The sequence below is a fragment of the Dactylosporangium sucinum genome (assembly GCF_014647515.1).
Taxonomy (GTDB): Bacteria; Actinomycetota; Actinomycetes; order Mycobacteriales; family Micromonosporaceae; genus Dactylosporangium; species Dactylosporangium sucinum.
Window position 1 is genome coordinate 1 of sequence record NZ_BMPI01000100.1, and the last position, 16,958, is coordinate 16,958.

Here is a 16,958-nt window from a genome sequence, read left to right on the forward strand (position 1 = left end):
TCTTCGCGGCCGAGGGCTCGGAGTCCTCGCACGCGGCTGAGTTCTCGAACCTGGACGCGCTGCGTGAGTCCTTCCAGTCGGAGTTCGCCTCGGGCACCGAGCTGCACACCGACGGTGGCGCCGGCCACCTGGGCGTTGCCTCGAACTGAGCACCAGACCCGCCGGCGGCCGGCCACCCCACGCAGGGTGGCCGGCCGCGGCCGTTTCAGTGGCCGAGGACGGGGTGGGGGACGTACGGGGCCTCGAGGCGGGCGATCTCCTTCTCGTCCAGCGTCACCCGCGTGGCCGCGATCGCGTCCTCCAGGTGGGACAGCTTTGTCGCGCCCACGATCGGGGCCGTCACGGCCGGGCGGGAGAGCAGCCAGGCCAGGGCGACCTGGGCCGGGGAGACGCCACGCTCGCGGGCCACCTCGGCGTTCACGTCGACGACGGCGAAGTCGTCGTCGTTGTACATGGCGCTGAACGCGTCGTTCTTCGAGCGGGTCGTGCGGCGGTCGTCGCCGCGGCCGCGGTTGCCGGCCAGCATGCCGCGGGCGAGCGGGCTCCAGGGGATGACGCCGACGCCCTGGTCGAGGCAGAGCGGGAGCATCTCGCGCTCCTCCTCGCGGTACACCAGGTTGTAGTGGTTCTGCATCGACACGAACTCCGTCCAGCCGTTGCTGCGGGCCGTGTACTGCGCCTTCGCGAACTGCCAGGCGTACATGCTCGACGCGCCGATGTAGCGGGCCTTGCCCGACCGGACCACGTCGTGGAGCGCCTCCATCGTCTCCTCGACGGGCGTCTGCGGGTCGAAGCGGTGGATCTGGTAGAGGTCGACGTGGTCGGTGCCCAGCCGGCGCAGCGAGTTGTCGATGCCGGCCAGGATGTGCTTGCGCGACAGGCCCGAGTCGTTCGGGCGGTCGCTCATCGGGCTCCACACCTTGGTGGCCAGCACGTAGTCGTCGCGCCGGGTGAAGTATCTGGCCAGCAGCCGGCCCGTGACCACCTCGCTCTCCCCGAGCGAGTACACGTCGGCGGTGTCGAAGAAGGTGATGCCGGCCTCGACGGCGCGCCGCACGAACGGGTCGGCGGCCTCCTCGTCGAGCACCCAGTCGCGCCACTGCGGGGAGCCGTAGCTCATCATGCCGAGACAGATTTCCGAGACCTTCAGGCCGGTCCGGCCGAGTCGCACCTGTTGCATGTCTGAAAAACTAGCGCCGTGCGCACCGTGGGACGACTGCATCTCATCACCGACACACGCCCGGGGCGTGACGCCGTGGCCGTGGCGGCGGCGGCCCTGCAAGCCGGGTTCGACACCGTGCAGGTGCGCCCGGAGGACGCCGTCACCGACCGCGAGGCATACGAGCTGACCGTGCGCATCCTGGAGCTGTGCCGGCGGCACGGCGCGGCCTGCCTGGTCAACGACCGGCTGCACGTCGCCGTCGCGGCCGGCGCCGACGGTGGCCACGTGGGCGCCGACGACCTGCCCGTCGCCGCCGCCCGCCGGGTGCTCGGCCCGGACGCGATCCTCGGGGCGACCGCGCGCAACGCGGTGCAGGCCCGGCGGGCGGTCGCCGACGGCGCGACCTACCTGGGCGTCGGCCCCGCGTTCGCCACCACCACGAAGACCGGCCTGCCCGACGCGATCGGCCCGGCCGGCGTCCAGGCGGTGGTCGAGGCCGTCGACGTGCCGGTGGTCGCGATCGGCGGGGTGACCGCGGCGCGGGCCGCCGAGCTGTTCGCCGTGGGCGTGCACGCGGTCGCCGTGGTGGGCGCGGTGAGCACCGCGGTCGATCCGGGTGCCGCCGCGGCGGCGTTTTTCACGGTGGTACCGCGATGAGAGCGTCGATCGTCGGCGCCGGGATGATCGGCCTGGCCTGCGCCTGGGAGCTGCTGCGGCGGGACGTCGAGGTCACCGTGTACGACCCCGATCCCGGCCGCAGCGCCGCCCTGGTCGCCGCCGGCATGCTCGCGCCCACGGCCGAGGCCAACTTCGGCGAGGAGGCGCTGCAGGCCCTGATGCTGGAGTCGATGCGCCGGTGGCCGGCCTGGGCCGCCGACCTGGAGGCGGCCACCGGCCAGGGGGTCGGCTACCGCACCGAGGGCAGCCTGCTCGTCGCGCTCACCGACGACGACCTCGCCGAGGTGCGGCGGATGGTCGAGTACTACCGCCGGGCCGGCACCCCGATCGAGCCGCTCACCGGCCGGCAGCTGCGTGAGCTGGAGCCGCTGCTCTCGCCGCGGGTGCGGGGCGGCGCCTTCGCGCCCGGCGACCAGCAGGTCGACCCCCGGCTCGTCCTGCGCGCGCTGCGGACGCTGCCGATCCCGGTCGAGCCGCTGGAGATCGGTGACCTGTCCACGATCCGGGACCCTGTGACGGTCGTCGCCAACGGCGTCGGCGCCGCGGCGCTGACCGGGCTGCCGGTCCGCCCGGTGAAGGGCCAGCTGCTGCGCCTGCGGGGCGCCGAGCCGCTGGTCCGGCACGTCATCCGGGGCGTCGCCCTGGGCCGGCACGTGTATCTCGTGCCCCGCGCCGACGGCGAGCTGGTCGTCGGGGCCACCGAGGAGGAGCGCGGGGCCGACACCACCGTCACCGCCGGTGGCGTGCTCGACCTGCTGCGACCGGCCGCCGACCTGCTGCCCGGTGTCGCCGAGCTGGCCCTCGCCGAGACCCTGGCCGGGCTGCGCCCCGGCACCCCGGACAACGCCCCGGTCCTGGGCCGCCTGGGTGAGGGCGTCCTGGTGGCGACCGGGCACCACCGCAACGGCGTGCTGCTCGCGCCGGTGACCGCGCAGGCCATCGCCGGCCTGGTCACCAGCGGATCGGCCGACGTCGACCTGGCACCGTTCGGGGCGGGCCGCTTTACCTGAGCCGTACGGCGGGGTTATGGTCAAGGCGTACCCCACGGGAGTCCGGTGTGACCGGGCTGAGAGGGGGGCTGAGAGCCCCCGACCGTCGAACCTGATCCGGATCATGCCGGCGCAGGGAGGCAGGAGTGAGCCATATGCACCTCGTGGTCAACGCCGTCGCATCGACCGTCGACGACAGCATCACGGTCGCCGACGTCGTGCAGCAGCTCGCCGGGCCCGACCCGCGCGGGGTGGCCGTCGCCCTCAACGGCGACGTCGTGCCCCGCTCGCGGTGGGCCGACACCCGCCCGTCCGACGGCGACCACGTCGAGGTCCTCACGGCGGTCCAGGGTGGCTGAGGACACGCTGGAGATCGCGGGCGAGGCCCTCGCGTCGCGGCTCATCCTGGGCACCGGCGGGGCGACCAGCCACGCCGCACTGGAGGCCGCCATCCGGGCCAGCGGCACCGCACTCGTCACGGTCGCCCTGCGCCGGCTCGACCCGGCCGCGCCCTCGCTGCTCGACGTCGTCGAGCGCTGCGAGGTGCGGATCCTGCCGAACACCGCCGGGTGCTACACGGCGACCGAGGCGGTGAAGCTCGCCCACCTCGCGCGGGAGGCCTTCGGCACCGCGTGGGTGAAGCTGGAGGTCATCGGCGACGAGGACACCCTCCTGCCGGACGGGGTCGAGCTGGCCGCGGCCGCCGCCCAGCTGGTGGAGGACGGGTTCACCGTCCTGCCGTACACGAGCGACGACCCGGTCCTCGCCCAGCGCCTCGCCGACGTCGGATGCGCCGCGGTCATGCCGCTCGGTGCGCCGATCGGCTCCGGGATGGGCATCCGCAACCCGCACAACATCGCGCTCATCCGCGACAAGGTCACCGTGCCGGTCATCCTCGACGCCGGCATCGGCACCGCCTCCGACGCGGCGCTCGCGATGGAGCTGGGCTGCGACGGGGTGCTGCTCGCCTCCGCGGTCACCCGGGCCGAGCACCCGGCGCGGATGGCCGGGGCGATGCGGCTGGCCGTCGAGGCGGGCCGGCTCGCGTACACGGCCGGGCGCATCCCGCGCCGCCTGCACGCCACCGCGTCGAGCCCCACCGGCGGGCTGCCGTGGTGACGCCCAGGCTCATCGTGTTCACCGACCGCCGCCAGGCGGCCCGCCCGCTCGACGAGGTGGTCAACCGGGCGATCGACGGCGGGGCGCGGGTCTTCGTGCTCCGCGAGGACGACCTGCCGGCCGCCGAGCGGGCCGAGCTGGCCGCGCGGCTGGGCGCGATGGTCGCCGGGGCCGGCGGGCGGCTCGTCCTGGAGGAGGGGCCGGAGCTGCGCAAGTGCCACGGCCTGGCCGACCTCGTCGGCGCGGCCGAGGACGGCGTGGACCTCGCGACCCTGTCACCGATCTACCCGACCCGCTCCAAGCCCGGCTACGGCCCGCCGCTCGGGCTGGCCGGCCTGGGCCGGATGGCGCTCGCGGTGTCCATCCCGGTGTACGCGCTGGGCGGCGTCGACTCGCCCGCACGCGTGCGCGACTGCCTCGACCAGGGCGCGGCCGGCGTCGCCGTGATGGGCGCCGTCATGCGCGCCGACGACCCGGCCCGGTTCGTGAAGGAGCTGCTGACCGCATGAACCCTGTCGTGGCACTCACCATTGCGGGGTCCGACTCGGGTGGCGGGGCCGGGATCCAGGCCGACCTCAAGACGTTCGCCGCGCACCGCGTGTTCGGCACCAGCGCGATCACGGCGCTGACCGCGCAGAACACGGTCGGCGTGCGGGGCATCTCGGCGGTGCCGGCCGCGTTCGTCGGCGAGCAGCTCGACGCCGTCCTCGCCGACCTGCCGGTCGCGGCGGTGAAGACCGGCATGCTCGCCACCCCGGAGACGGTGGCCCTCGTCGCGAGCTTCGCGCCGCGGCTGCCCGGGCTGGTCGTCGACCCGGTGCTGGTGGCGTCGTCCGGCGACCGGCTCTTCACCGCCGACGCCGAGCGCGCCTACCTCGACCTGCTCTTCCCGCACGCCACCGTGGTGACCCCGAATCTCCGGGAGGCCGCGGTACTGCTGGGCCGCGCGGTCACCGACGTCGACGACGCCGTGAAGGCGGCCGAGGACCTCGCCGCCTACGGGCCGGAGTGCGTCGTGGTGAAGGGCGGCCACCTGCGCGGCAGCGCGGAGGCCGTCGACGTGGTCTGGCACGACGGCACGACCGAGCTGCTCACCGCGCCGTGGATCGACACGGCCAACAACCACGGCACCGGGTGCACGTTCGCGGCGGCCACGGCCGCCCGGCTCGCGCTCGGCCAGCCGCTCGCCGAGGCGCTGCACGGCGCGAAGGCGTACGTCCACGAAGCACTGTCGCGCTCGGCCGGCTGGACCCTCGGGTCCGGTCACGGGCCACTCGACTGGGGCCCGTTGCGCTGACACCCGCGGTACACCTCCCGCGCCACGGGGCTCGGGAGGCGCTGCACCCTGCCCGAAAGAGGGGACTCGCCCATGAAACGCAAGGTGTACGTCCAGGGCTCCCGGCCCGACATCCAGGTCCCGTTCGCCGAGGTGGACCTCAGCGGCGGCAACCCGCCGGTCCGGCTCTACGACACGTCCGGGCCGGTCAACGACCCGCCGGCCGGCCTGCCGGCGCTGCGCGCGCCGTGGATCGCGCAGCGCGTGGTCGAGCGGACCCAGCTGTACTACGCGCGCCAGGGGATCGTGACGCCGGAGATGGAGTTCGTCGCGATCCGGGAGGGCGTCGAGCCCGCGTTCGTGCGGGAGGAGATCGCCGCGGGGCGGGCGATCCTGCCGAACAACGTCAACCACCCGGAGAGCGAGCCGATGATCATCGGCAGCCGGTTCCTGGTGAAGGTCAACGCCAACATCGGTACCTCCGCCGTCACCTCCGGCGTGGAGGAGGAGGTCGCCAAGCTCACCTGGGCGACGAAGTGGGGCGCCGACACGGTCATGGACCTGTCGACGGGCAAGCACATCCACGCCACCCGCGAGGCGATCATCCGCAACTCGCCGGTGCCGATCGGGACGGTGCCGCTGTACCAGGCCCTGGAGAAGGTCGGCGGTGATCCCGTGCGGCTGTCGTGGGAGGTGTACCGCGACACGATCGTCGAGCAGGCCGAGCAGGGCGTCGACTACATGACCGTCCACGCCGGCGTCCTGCTGTCCTACGTGCCCATGACGGTGGGGCGGGTGACCGGGATCGTGTCGCGGGGCGGCTCGATCATGGCCGCCTGGTGCCTGGCGCACCACCGGGAGAACTTCCTCTACACCAACTTCGCCGAGCTGTGCGCGATCTTCGCGCGCTACGACATCGCCTTCTCGCTCGGCGACGGGCTGCGGCCCGGGTCGATCGCCGACGCCAACGACGAAGCGCAGCTCGCCGAGCTGCGGACCCTCGGCGAGCTGACGAGGATCGCCTGGGAGCACGACGTCCAGGTGATGATCGAGGGGCCGGGGCACGTGCCCATGCACAAGATCAAGGAGAACGTCGACCTGCAGCGCGAGTGGTGCCACGAGGCGCCGTTCTACACGCTCGGCCCGCTCACGACCGACGTCGCGCCGGCGTACGACCACATCACCTCGGCCATCGGCGCCGCCATGATCGCGATGCACGGCACCGCGATGCTGTGCTACGTCACGCCCAAGGAGCACCTGGGCCTGCCGAACCGCGACGACGTCAAGGCCGGGGTCATCGCCTACAAGATCGCGGCGCACGCGGCCGACCTGGCCAAGGGCCACCCGGGCGCCCAGGCGTGGGACGACGCGCTGTCGAAGGCGCGGTTCGAGTTCCGCTGGGAGGACCAGTTCAACCTGGCGATGGACCCGGACACCGCCCGCGCGTACCACGACGAGACGCTGCCCGCCGAGCCGGCGAAGACCGCCCACTTCTGCTCGATGTGCGGCCCGAAGTTCTGCTCGATGAAGATCTCGCACGAGCTGCGGGACCTGGGGCTGCGGTCGAAGTCCCGCGAGTTCGTCGAGAGTGGTGCGCAGCTGTACTCCTAGGGTGGTCTAGGGTCTGACGGGTGGAGTCCTCAGCGCCCCGCACCGCCGTCGTGTGGCAGGTCCTGCGCCGTGAGCTCGCGCGCGCCGGCCGCCCGCTGACCGCCCTCGACGTCGGCGGCGGCACCGGCGGGTTCGCGGTGCCGCTCGCCCAGGCCGGCCACACGGTCACCGTCGTCGATCCCAGCCCCGACGCCCTGGCGGCGCTCACCCGCCGGGCGGCGGAGGCCGGGGTCGGCGAGCGGGTCAGCGCGGTCCAGGGGGACGGCGACGGCCTGGGCGATCTGGTCCCGCCGGCGAGCGTCGACCTGGTGCTGTGCCACAGCATGCTGGAGGTCGTCGACGACCCGCAGAAGGTCGTCGCCGCACTCGCCGCGACCCTGCGCCCCGGCGGCGCCGCCAGCGTGGTGGTCGCCAGCCGGGCGGCGGCGGTGCTGGCCAAGGCGATCGGCGGGCACCTCGCCGCCGCGTCGCTGCTGGTCGCCAGCCCCGACGGCCGGGGCGACACGCGGGACCGGCTGCGCCGGCGCTACTCCGCCGAGACCGCCACCGAGCTGCTCAGCGGCGGCGGGCTGACCGTGGAGGAGATCCACGGGGTGCGGGTCGTCGCCGACCTGGTGCCCGGCACGGTCGCCGAGAGCGAGCCGGAGGCCCTGCAGGCGTTCGAGCTCGCGCTCGCGGGAATCCCGCCGTACCGTGACATCGCCACCCAGCTGCATCTCCTGGCCCGGAAGTCCTGATGGGCCAGCTCGACCCGGTGCCACCCCGCTACGGGCAGGCCAGCCTGGCCGAGGTGATGCCCAGCGTGCTCAGCGTGCTCGGCATGCCGTACGAGCGCGACGCCCTAGGCCTCGGCCCGGCCCTGCAGGGCGTGCGGCGGGTGGCGGTCGTCCTCCTCGACGGCCTCGGCTGGCACCAGCTGGGGATCGCGGCGCCGCACGCGCCGACGCTGACCGACGTCATCGGCGGCCGCCTCGGCACCGCGCGCTCGATCACCTCGGGCTTCCCGTCCACGACCCCGGTCAGCCTGGTCACCCTCGGCACCGGCGCGCCGCCCGGCTCCCACGGGATCGTGGGCATCACCCTCAACCAGCCGGGCACGGACAAGATCGTCAACCACCTGCACTGGGACGACCAGCCCGACCCGGCCTCCTGGCAGCCGCTGCCCACCGCCTTCACCCGGGCCGCCAACGCCGGCATCGTCGCGACGGTCGTCAGCAACCCGGCCTTCGAGCGCAGCGGCCTGTCCGTCTCCGCCTACCGCGGCGCCCGCTTCGGCGCCGGCATCCTGGCCGACGCGGTGGCCTCCGAGATGCTGGCCGCCTTCGCCACGTCCCAGCTGGTGTACGGCTACCTGCCGGACGTCGACCGGGCCGGCCACGACCACGGCATCGGCACGGGCGAGTGGCGCGCCGCGGTCTCGTCGGCCGACCGCCTGCTCACCCGCCTGATCGACGGCCTGCCCCCGGACTCGGCCCTGGTGGTCACGGCCGACCACGGCCAACTGGACATCCCGCTGGACCGCCGGCTGGACCTGGACCTGGATCCGCGCCTCAGAGAGGGCGTGGCGGTGGTCGCGGGCGAGCCCCGGGTCCGCTACCTGCACGTGATCCCGGGCGCGCTGGACGACGTGATCGCCTCTTGGCGCGGCGTGCTGGGCGACGGCGCGTGGGTGGTGTCACGGGAGGAGGCGGTGGCGTCGGGCTGGTTCGGCCCGATCCCGCAGCAGCACCTGGCCCGCATCGGCGACGTCGTGGTGGCGTGCCGGGAGCGCTGGGTGGTGATGGCGAGCGCCCACGAGCCGGCGCGGTTGTCGCGGATGGTCGCGTTCCACGGCTCCAGCACGGCCGCGGAGATGCAGATCCCCCTGCTCGTCATCCGCCGCTGACCCGCGCCTCCGCCGCACCTCCGCCTCCGCCTCCGCCGCGCCTGCTCCGCTGACCCGCGCGTCGCGTTGCGGTTGGCGCATCCATCCCGATGTATCAGCAGTGATGCGTCAGGAGTGATGCGGCGGCCGGGGCCGGCGCGGACCAGCGTTCGGTCAACGCGTGGATGGCGGGCGCCAGGCCCGGGCCGGGAGACAGCGCGCAGAGGTTCGCCTGCACGATCGTCAACAGGTCGCGCCTCGTGCGGGCCACCACCACGCCCGGGTGGGCGGCGGCCGGGTCGCCGTCCAGGACGGCCACGCGGGCCCGGGTGACGCCGAGCTGTCCGGTGCCGGTGAGGAACGTCGCGTCAGCGAAGAGCAGCGGGACACGGTGGGCCCGGGTCCAGCCGGCCACCAGGAGTACCGCCAGACCCTCCGCGGTCACAGCGCGCGCGACCGCCTCGTCGGGGCGGATCACCAGGCCCGGGGCGACGCACGCCACCTCTTCCGGGTGACGGCGGCGAAGTCCCTCCAGGGCGGCGACGACCGGTGCCAGTGGCGATGTCATCGCGAGGAGGGCCATGCCAGGAAGGTAAGGCATGCCTAACTTAGAGTCAATTGGGTGGCCGCCCGGCTCGGCTGCTCGGCTCGGCCGCCCGGAATTGTCAGAGGGTCCGGCTAAGGTTCGCGGTGTGGGGCGAAGTCAGGTGGTGCCGCGCGACGGGGCGGGGTCGGGGGAGTTCGGTCCGGGGGCCGACGACACCGGCTGCACGGTGCTGCACGTGGACATGGACGCGTTCTACGCGTCGGTGGAGATCCGCCGGAGACCGGAGTTGCGAGGCAAGCCGGTGATCGTGGGCGGGGCGGGTCCGCGCGGGGTGGTGTCGGCGGCGAGCTACGAGGCCCGCAAGTATGGCGTGCGCAGCGCCATGCCCGGCAGCCGCGCGCAGCGGCTCTGCCCGCACGCGGTGTTCCTGCCGCCGGACTTCACGGCCTACGGGGAGGCGTCGCGGGCGGTCATGGCGATCTTCCGGGACGTGACGCCGCTGGTGGAGCCGCTGTCGCTCGATGAGGCGTTCCTCGACGTGGCCGGCGCGCGGCGGCTGCTCGGCCGGCCCGCCGAGATCGCCGCGCTGATCCGCCGCCGGGTCGCCGAGGAGCAGCGGCTGACCTGCTCGGTCGGGGTGGCGCCGACGAAGTTCATGGCGAAGCTCGGCTCGACGCGGGCGAAGCCCGACGGGATGGCCGTCATTCCGGTGGGGCGCGTGCTGGAATACCTGCATCCGCTGCCCGTGGCGTCGGTCTGGGGCGTCGGCGAGAAGACCGCCGAGGTCCTCCAGCGGCTCGGCCTGAAGACCGTCGGCGACCTCGCCGCGGCACCCGTGGGCATGCTCCGGGCCGCGCTCGGGGACGCCGCGGCCGTCCACCTGCACGAGCTGTCCTGGGGGAGGGACCCCCGGCGGGTGATTCCCGAGCAGGTGGAGAAGTCGATCGGCGCCGAGACCACGTTCGATGTCGACGTGAGCGACCTGTCAATCATCCGACGGACGATGCTGGCCCTGTCGACGAAGGTCGCCCAGCGCCTCCGCCAGGCGGGCCAGGCGGGCCGCACGGTCTCGGTCAAGATCAGGCTGGCCGACTTCCAGACGCTCAGCCGGTCACGCACCGTCGACGTCCCGACCGACGTCAGCCGCGAGATCTTCGAGATCGGCTGGTCGTTGTTCCAGTCCGCACGCCTGGGCGAGCGGATTCGCCTGATCGGCGTGCGGGTCGAGGGCCTTGTCCACGCCGACGGCACGCCCCGCCAGATGACGCTGGGTGAGCGCGACCACGGCTGGCGCGACGCCGAGCGGGCGGCCGACGCGGTGGCCGCGCGGTTCGGGTCGGGGCTCGTGCAACCGGCCAGTCTGCTCGGCGGCGACGGGCTGCGCCCGGATGGAAACGGCGCCGCACCCGCCCGGGAGCGGGCAGGAGAGTCCCAGACGCGACACAATGGAAGGACATAGGAGCCACACTCGACGGAAAATCGGCACGGCCGGACCATCGTCCCGCTTTCCGACGGGTTGACCCCCTCGTAAACTTGCCAGTACGCAGCCGTCCGGCTGTGCCGGACAGCCGGTCCATCGGGGCCGGCCTTCGCGACCGGGGAGGAGTGCCGTGCCGCTCTCGGAGCACGAGCAGCGGCTGTTCGAGCAGATCGAGCGGTCGCTAGCCGAGGATCCCAAGTTCGCGTCTGCGGTGCGCGCCACCGACCCGCGGTTCCATGCCAAGCGCCGGATGATCGCCGCCGCGGTGTTCCTGCTCGCCGGCATGGGGCTGCTCGTCTACGGTGTCGCCATCTCCGTCCCGCCACTCGGCGTCGGCGGTTTCGTCGTCATGCTGGGCGCCCTGGCGTTCGGCATGCAAGCGTACCGGCGCGGCCAGACCACCGACCTGCACGCGGTCGGCGGCACTGCGACCCGCCGCACCCGCTCCCGCCGCGGCGGCCTCGTCGACCGCCTGGAGGAACGCTGGCGACGCCGCCCCGAGGGCGACGTCTGACCTTCGGGGTCCAGCCGCAACTCCAGCGGGCGGCCTGCCGCCGTTCGCGACGCGCTTGAGTGGCGCGCGCCTTGTGTACCTACAGGGCGCGCGCCATTCGTTCATTTCGGGCGTCTTTGCGCCGCTTTGTTCTGCGCCGCTTCGCTAGCGGTGCGGGCACGCCGGCTGCCCGCCGAGTGTCAGGTCCCGGGCAACATTTCCGACAAGTCCGACAAGTCCGGCGAGGCCGGCGGATGGTGGCCGGCGATCGTGCGGGCCGGCCGGTGCTGCCCATGATCGATGGCGAGTTTTGGTTGCCATGGCAGCCGAAAGTCTCCATCGATCATGGGCCTTGCGGGCTCGCGGCGGATCGGGGACAGAGGGCGCCGGCCCGGACCGAGATCGGACCGCAATCGGAGCGGCGTCGGAGCGGGCCAGATCGGCTCGGCTCGGGCCGGAATCGGGGCGTGTCAGGTCGGCTCGGCTCGGGGCCGGAATCGGGGCCGGAATCGGGGCGTGTCAGGTCGGCTCGGGTCGGGGCCGGAATCGGGTCGGCTCGGGTCGGGGCCGGAGTCGGGTCGGCGCCGAACCGGATCGGGGAGGCGGAGCCGGCCGGAGCGGAGGGTGACCGCCCGGGGGAAGGTCGCTCGGGGTTTCCGGGGCCGGGTCGCGGTTGGAGACGTGAAGAGGGGCGCCTGCCGGAACGGCGGGCGCCCCTCTCTCCTCGCAACGGTCAGCGGTCGGCTCGCTTCGCCACGAAGCGGCGGACGCTCAGGGCCCGTGCGAGCTGGTCCCAGCCCCGGCCCAGCGCCACCGAGATGTTGCTGGAGCGGATGCCGATGGCCGCGCGCCAGCGGCGCAGGACCGACGGCGGCAGCACCACCGCCAGGATGCGGGTCTTGCGCGGGGCCCTGGCGGCGAACGCCGACTGGACGTCCGACACCGCCGTGCGCAGCTCGCGGCCGGTCAGCGGCCGGCGGGCGTAGCGGGCGTGCTCCTCCGCGGTGCTCAGGAGCCGGACGCCGGCGGCGGCGTTGTCGCGCAGGCGCTCCTTCGTGACCAGGCGGTCGACCGTCGCTCGCGGGGTCTCGGCCTCGTCCGTGGGCACGTGGTAGTCGATCATCAGGTCGACCAGCTCGTCCCAGGCGCTGTGGGCGTCGGCGCGGGCCCGCACGTAGGACTGGTCGTCCACCGGCAGCACCGTCATCGTCGGGGCGTCCGGGGACATGCCGGGTGGCGTGTGGGCGACCGGCACCGGGCCGCCCGGAGCGGCCAGCGTCAGGCGCCGTCGGCGGGTGCGGCTGCGGGCCAGGGCCGGCGACAGGAGCAGCAGGAGCAGCAGGAGGCCGCCGCCGGCCCACGGCGCGACGGTGCCGATCGTCGACAGGAGCGACGCCTTCTGCGGACCGGTGTCGCCCGTGGTCGTGCCCGGGTTGTTGCCCTGGTCGCTGCCCGGCGCGGCCGCGCCCGCCGACGGGTCGACGCCCGGGTCGGCGCCGCCGCGGTCGACCGGGTCGTCACCCACGACGGTGTCGTCGGAGCGGGGAAGGTACGACGGGGTGACCGAGCCGATGATCGCCGTGGCCGGCGTGGCGTCGAACGGCAGCCAGCCGAAGCTCGGGAAGTAGACCTCGGTCCAGGCGTGCAGGTTGATGTTGGTCAGGGTCATCGTGTCGCCCTGCCGGTCGCCGCCGCGGGCGAAGCCGAAGGCGACCCGGGACGGGATCTTGGCCTCGCGGAGCAGCCAGCCGAAGGCGGCCGCGTACTGCGCGCAGTAGCCGCGCTTGTTCTGCAGGAAGTCGACGATCTTCGTGCCGCTGGTGTCGGGGCCGGTCGACGTGTCGTAGACGAACCCGTTCGACGGGGCGAAGAAGTTGTAGATCGCCAGGACCTTGTCCAGCTCCGTCGTCTTGCCCTTGGTGAGCTCGGCGACGAGGTTCTTGACGTAGGAGTTGGCCGGGGCCGAGAGCACGTCGCGCAGCTGCGGGTCGTTGGTGTTGATCGGGTCCGCGTTGCGCAGGTCGTCGTTGGTGATGTCGGGCCGGACGTACTCGACCGTGTACTTCTTCTTGGCCGACGTCTGCTTGTTCTTGCTCGCGTAGACGACCGCGGTGCGCCGGTCGAACGCCCACTCGCTGTCGACCTTCTCGATCTTGGTCGGCCAGATGTAGAGCGGCAGGAAGGCGATCGCCAGCTCGTTGGTGACCTCGATGTTCGCCTTGTACGTGGTGGTCTTGATCGACGGGTCCCAGGTCGGGCCGGCGATGCCGGAGTTGACGGACTGGCCGCCGGTGATCGGCTTGCCGTTGAAGCCCTTGTTGGTCAGCTCCTCGAGCACGTTGAACCGCAGGTAGAACGGGTTCTTGTCGTTGACGTTGGTGACCTTGATCATGTCGGTCTTCTTGTTGCGGTTCAGCTGGCCGTCGAGCAGGGCGAACATGCTCACGGACCGGCCGTTGCCGCCCCGGCCGCCGATGCCCGGGCCGCCGCCGGCGCCGGTGCCGAAGCGCTCCAGCACGCCGGCGGGCATCGCGAAGGGCAGCAGCGGCAGCAGTACCGCAGCGGCCACACCCACCGCCCCGAGCCGCTGCCCGGCCGCGGCGAGCGGCGACGGCTCCCACAGGTCGACGTCGCGCCCGTCGCCGGTGAAGCGGCGGCCGAAGCGCCGCACCCGGTCGACGTTGTCGGTGACGAGCAGCCACAGGAAGCCGAGCGCGCCGAGCACGAACGGGAACCAGCTGGTGCTCTCGGTGGTGACGGTGACCGGCACCGAGTAGATCGCGAGCATCGGCAGCCCGGCCAGCGCCGGCCGGCGCAGGACGACCGCGAACAGGTCGACCAGCAGCGCGACCACGGCGACGCCCAGCGTGGCGAGGAAGAGGAAGCCCTCGCGGTCGCCGACCGGCGTCGCGAACTCGCTCATCTCGGTGGTCGCCGTGCGCAGCAGCTCGGCGAAGTGCGCGATGGTCCCCGGCGAGGGGATGATCCCGACGAACTCCTGGTGACTGCGGAACAACCAGGTCAACGCGACGAGACCGGTCAGCGCCATCGACGCGGTCGGCGCCCAGGCCGGCGCGCGCAGGCTGCGCACCAGCAGCCCCACGCCGCACATCGCGGCGACGACCAGGAACGAGCGGATGGCCCAGGTCTGGTGCTCGAAGACGTTGATGAGCGGCAGCGAGGCCAGGAACGCCGAGCCGGCCGCGATGAGCGTGAGGTGCTTGCGCTGGTTCACCGGACGCCTCCCGCGACGCTCTCGGCGGACGCGGCCCGCCAGGCGAAGCCCTGCGACCCCCGTCCCGTCTGTGGCCACAGCGCGGGCAGCTTCGCCCCATGCGGCACCTCGACCACCCGCCAGCCGCTGCGCAGCAGGGCCAGCGACGCCACGCCGTGGGCGCGGTCGGCCTCCTCGCGGGCGGCGGTGGGCAGGTTGAGCCAGGTCGAGGAGTCGATGAACAGCGCGATGCAGGTCGCGTTGTTCGACCGGAACCCGGCCAGCAGCTCCGCCTCGGCCGAGGACAGCAGGCCGAAGATGCCGATGATCAGGCCGCCGTCGCTGCGCCGGCGGACCCGGTCGATCAGGGTGCCGATGTCGCCGCGCTGTGCCAGCCGCACGTCGGCGAGCTGGTCGAGCAGCGGGCCGTCACCGTCGATCTCGGTCGCGTCGACGTCGACGCCGGCGTCGGTCACCAGGCGCATCTTGTACCCCGCGTGCCGCAGGTGGACCGCGATGCTGGCGGCGGCCGACACGGCCCACTCGAAGCTGGCCGTCGGGCCCTCGCCGCGGTGGGCGGTCGAGCGGGTGTCGAGCACGACCGTCGCCCGGCTCTCCCAGGGCTGCTCCTCGCGGCGGACCATGAGCTCGCCGGTGCGCGCGGTCGAGCGCCAGTGCACGCGGCGCAGGTCGTCGCCGTACCGGTACTCCCGGGTGGCGGCGTCGTCCTCGCCGTGCACGGCCACCGACCGGGCGCGGCTCTCACCGGAGCCGGCGAACTCGCCGGCCAGCCGGACCGAGGGCAGCGGCACGACCTGCGGGATGACGGTGAGCCGGTCGACCGACGGGAACGCCCGGGTCAGCTCGCACAGCCCGAACGGGTCGGTGAGGCGCACGACCAGCGGGCCCACCTCGTAGCGGCCGCGGACGTCGGCGCGGACCGTGTAGGCGACCGAGCTGGCCTGGTGGGCGCCGAGCTTCTCCAGCACCAGCCGCGGGCGGCTGCCCAGCGCGTAGGGCAGCCGGTCCTCCAGCAGCATCGTGCCGGTGGGGAGGCGGGAGAGGTTCTGCAGGCGCAGGATCACCCGGGCGCTGGCGCCGACCTGCACCCGGTGCGGGTCGAGCGTGCGGCTGCAGGACAGCCGGTACCGCGTGCGGCCGACGTAGGCCGCCGACAGCAGCGGCAGCGCCGCCAGCAGCACCGCGACCCGCAGGAGATCGCGCTCACCCAGGATGAACGATGCGATGAGGGCCGCTGCGGCGGCGGCCAGGAAGCTACGGCCCCGTGTGGTGAGCCCCCGCAGCGCTTCCCGCATGCTCAACGACCTCCGTACTGCGGACCGCGCTGCCGCGTGTCGTACGGCGACCGGGGCTGCCGGTCCGACGGCAGCGGCAGCCGGTGCACCAGCTCGGCGATGATCGCGTCCGTCGTGCGGCGGGACAGCTGGGCCTCGGCCGTCGGGATGACGCGGTGCGCGAGCACCGGCACGGCGAGCGCCTGCAGGTCGTCGGGCAGCACGAACTCGCGGCCCTCGATGGCGGCGACGGCCCGGGCGGTGCGCAGCAGCTGCAGCGTCGCGCGCGGCGAGGCGCCGAGGCGCAGCTCGCCCGACTCGCGGGTGGCGGTGACGATGTTGACCGCATACTGCTTCACCGCGTCGGCGACGTGCACGTCACGGACGGTGGCGATCATCTGGCGCATCGTCGTCGCATCGGAGACCGGCGCGATGTCGTCGAGGGCGTCGTGGCGGCCGTGCACGTCGAGCATGGCGAGCTCGGCACCCATGTCCGGGTAGCCCATCGCGATCCGGGCGGTGAACCGGTCGCGCTGCGCCTCGGGCAGCGGGTAGGTGCCCTCCATCTCGATCGGGTTCTGCGTGGCGATGACCATGAACGGCACCTGCAGCGGGTAGGTCGCGCCGTCGACCGTGACCTGGCGCTCCTCCATGCTCTCCAGCAGCGCCGACTGGGTCTTCGGCGAGGCGCGGTTGATCTCGTCGCCGACGACGATGTTCGCGAACACCGCGCCCGGCTTGAACTCGAAGTCGCGCGTCTCCTGGTTGTAGACGCTCACGCCGGTGACGTCGCTGGGCAGCAGGTCGGGCGTGAACTGGATCCGGCGCACCGAGCAGTCGATCGAGCGGGCCAGCGCTTTTGCGAGTTTCGTCTTGCCGACGCCGGGGACGTCTTCGATGAGGAGGTGGCCCTCAGCGAGCATGACGGCGAGCGCGAGCCGCACGGTGGCGGTCTTGCCCTCGATGACCTGCTCAATGTTGGCGACGATCGCATCGGTCGCGGCGCGGAACTCGGGGGCGGGGAGTGGGGCCCCGAGCTCCTCGAACGTGCGGTGCCTGGTCAACTGGCCTCCTCATGGTCGTGCCGTGGCCACCGTCAGGTGTAAGACCCATAGGTGAACCGCTCGGTTGCCGGAGATTTCGGCGTTCGCGGCAACCGAAGCCGTTGGTATCCCCTCAGGCTAGCCGGGGAATTGACAAGCCGCCGGACGGGATTCCGTCATTGCGGAC

Annotated in this window: 16 protein-coding genes and 1 riboswitch; of the genes, 11 read left to right on the top strand and 5 right to left on the bottom strand. The window is 73.3% G+C overall.

Annotation, left to right across the window (positions count from 1 at the left end; all coding sequences use genetic code 11):
• Nucleotides 1-205: 205 nt before the first annotated feature.
• The gene (locus IEZ31_RS51470; RefSeq protein WP_190257495.1) at nucleotides 206-1,180 is read right to left on the bottom strand and encodes an aldo/keto reductase; all 975 of its coding nucleotides are present in this window, start codon (nucleotides 1,178-1,180) and stop codon (nucleotides 206-208) included.
• Between the two features lie 18 nt (nucleotides 1,181-1,198).
• Here IEZ31_RS51470 and thiE point away from each other — a divergent pair, with 18 nt between their 5' ends.
• From thiE to IEZ31_RS51515, 9 genes are all read left to right on the top strand, one after another.
• On the top strand, nucleotides 1,199-1,819 hold the full coding sequence (gene thiE / locus IEZ31_RS51475; RefSeq protein ID WP_190257496.1) for a thiamine phosphate synthase: 621 nt from the start codon (nucleotides 1,199-1,201) through the stop codon (nucleotides 1,817-1,819).
• Nucleotides 1,816-2,850, top strand: a complete 1,035-nt coding sequence (locus IEZ31_RS51480; RefSeq protein ID WP_190257497.1) for an FAD-dependent oxidoreductase — start codon at nucleotides 1,816-1,818, stop codon at nucleotides 2,848-2,850. The genes thiE and IEZ31_RS51480 overlap by 4 nt, the downstream gene beginning before the upstream one ends.
• Nucleotides 2,851-2,875: 25 nt before the next feature.
• Nucleotides 2,876-2,986: riboswitch (TPP riboswitch) on the top strand.
• Nucleotides 2,985-3,188 (top strand): sulfur carrier protein ThiS, encoded by a 204-nt coding sequence (gene thiS, locus IEZ31_RS51485; RefSeq protein WP_190257522.1) that lies wholly within the window; start codon nucleotides 2,985-2,987, stop codon nucleotides 3,186-3,188. (Overlaps the previous riboswitch by 2 nt.)
• Nucleotides 3,181-3,948, top strand: a complete 768-nt coding sequence (locus tag IEZ31_RS51490; protein ID WP_190257498.1) for a thiazole synthase — start codon at nucleotides 3,181-3,183, stop codon at nucleotides 3,946-3,948. Before thiS ends, IEZ31_RS51490 begins: the two co-directional genes overlap by 8 nt.
• Nucleotides 3,945-4,457: a thiamine phosphate synthase gene (locus tag IEZ31_RS51495; protein ID WP_190257499.1), complete on the top strand. Its 513-nt coding sequence runs from the start codon at nucleotides 3,945-3,947 to the stop codon at nucleotides 4,455-4,457. The genes IEZ31_RS51490 and IEZ31_RS51495 overlap by 4 nt, the downstream gene beginning before the upstream one ends.
• Entirely contained in the window at nucleotides 4,454-5,245 is a 792-nt protein-coding gene (gene thiD / locus IEZ31_RS51500) for a bifunctional hydroxymethylpyrimidine kinase/phosphomethylpyrimidine kinase (RefSeq protein WP_190257500.1), read from the top strand. Before IEZ31_RS51495 ends, thiD begins: the two co-directional genes overlap by 4 nt.
• A gap of 72 nt (nucleotides 5,246-5,317) precedes the next feature.
• Nucleotides 5,318-6,835 (top strand): phosphomethylpyrimidine synthase ThiC, encoded by a 1,518-nt coding sequence (gene thiC, locus IEZ31_RS51505; protein WP_190257501.1) that lies wholly within the window; start codon nucleotides 5,318-5,320, stop codon nucleotides 6,833-6,835.
• A gap of 20 nt (nucleotides 6,836-6,855) precedes the next feature.
• Complete coding sequence (locus tag IEZ31_RS51510; RefSeq protein WP_229837147.1) at nucleotides 6,856-7,572, top strand: class I SAM-dependent methyltransferase; 717 nt, start codon at nucleotides 6,856-6,858, stop codon at nucleotides 7,570-7,572.
• Nucleotides 7,572-8,720, top strand: a complete 1,149-nt coding sequence (locus IEZ31_RS51515; protein ID WP_190257502.1) for an alkaline phosphatase family protein — start codon at nucleotides 7,572-7,574, stop codon at nucleotides 8,718-8,720. Before IEZ31_RS51510 ends, IEZ31_RS51515 begins: the two co-directional genes overlap by 1 nt.
• 94 nt (nucleotides 8,721-8,814) lie before the next feature.
• On the opposite strand, the gene IEZ31_RS51520 is transcribed toward IEZ31_RS51515, so the two are convergent.
• Nucleotides 8,815-9,282 (bottom strand): hypothetical protein, encoded by a 468-nt coding sequence (locus tag IEZ31_RS51520; protein WP_190257503.1) that lies wholly within the window; start codon nucleotides 9,280-9,282, stop codon nucleotides 8,815-8,817.
• 109 nt (nucleotides 9,283-9,391) lie between these two features.
• On the opposite strand from IEZ31_RS51520, the gene IEZ31_RS51525 reads away from it, so the two are divergent.
• Nucleotides 9,392-10,705, top strand: coding sequence for a DNA polymerase IV (locus tag IEZ31_RS51525; protein ID WP_190257504.1), 1,314 nt, complete (start codon nucleotides 9,392-9,394; stop codon nucleotides 10,703-10,705).
• 151 nt (nucleotides 10,706-10,856) lie between these two features.
• Nucleotides 10,857-11,240: an SCO2097 family morphological protein gene (locus tag IEZ31_RS51530; protein ID WP_190257505.1), complete on the top strand. Its 384-nt coding sequence runs from the start codon at nucleotides 10,857-10,859 to the stop codon at nucleotides 11,238-11,240.
• 712 nt (nucleotides 11,241-11,952) lie between these two features.
• On the opposite strand, the gene IEZ31_RS51535 is transcribed toward IEZ31_RS51530, so the two are convergent.
• Genes IEZ31_RS51535 through IEZ31_RS51545 form a run of 3 tightly spaced genes read right to left on the bottom strand, consistent with a single transcriptional unit; the run spans nucleotide 11,953 to nucleotide 16,792 of the window.
• The gene (locus tag IEZ31_RS51535) at nucleotides 11,953-14,454 is read right to left on the bottom strand and encodes a transglutaminase TgpA family protein (protein WP_190257506.1); all 2,502 of its coding nucleotides are present in this window, start codon (nucleotides 14,452-14,454) and stop codon (nucleotides 11,953-11,955) included.
• Entirely contained in the window at nucleotides 14,451-15,749 is a 1,299-nt protein-coding gene (locus IEZ31_RS51540) for a DUF58 domain-containing protein (protein ID WP_190257507.1), read from the bottom strand. The genes IEZ31_RS51535 and IEZ31_RS51540 overlap by 4 nt, the downstream gene beginning before the upstream one ends.
• A 2-nt stretch (nucleotides 15,750-15,751) precedes the next feature.
• On the bottom strand, nucleotides 15,752-16,792 hold the full coding sequence (locus IEZ31_RS51545) for an AAA family ATPase (RefSeq protein ID WP_190257508.1): 1,041 nt from the start codon (nucleotides 16,790-16,792) through the stop codon (nucleotides 15,752-15,754).
• Nucleotides 16,793-16,958 lie beyond the last annotated feature (166 nt).

Coding starts and splice junctions, on each gene's coding strand:
- IEZ31_RS51470 (WP_190257495.1), bottom strand. CDS start 1,180: ATGCAACAGGTGCGACTCGGCCGGACCGGCCTGAAGGTCTCGGAAATC.
- IEZ31_RS51480 (WP_190257497.1), top strand. CDS start 1,816: ATGAGAGCGTCGATCGTCGGCGCCGGGATGATCGGCCTGGCCTGCGCC.
- thiS (WP_190257522.1), top strand. CDS start 2,985: ATGCACCTCGTGGTCAACGCCGTCGCATCGACCGTCGACGACAGCATC.
- thiD (WP_190257500.1), top strand. CDS start 4,454: ATGAACCCTGTCGTGGCACTCACCATTGCGGGGTCCGACTCGGGTGGC.
- thiC (WP_190257501.1), top strand. CDS start 5,318: ATGAAACGCAAGGTGTACGTCCAGGGCTCCCGGCCCGACATCCAGGTC.
- IEZ31_RS51515 (WP_190257502.1), top strand. CDS start 7,572: ATGGGCCAGCTCGACCCGGTGCCACCCCGCTACGGGCAGGCCAGCCTG.
- IEZ31_RS51520 (WP_190257503.1), bottom strand. CDS start 9,282: ATGGCCCTCCTCGCGATGACATCGCCACTGGCACCGGTCGTCGCCGCC.
- IEZ31_RS51540 (WP_190257507.1), bottom strand. CDS start 15,749: ATGCGGGAAGCGCTGCGGGGGCTCACCACACGGGGCCGTAGCTTCCTG.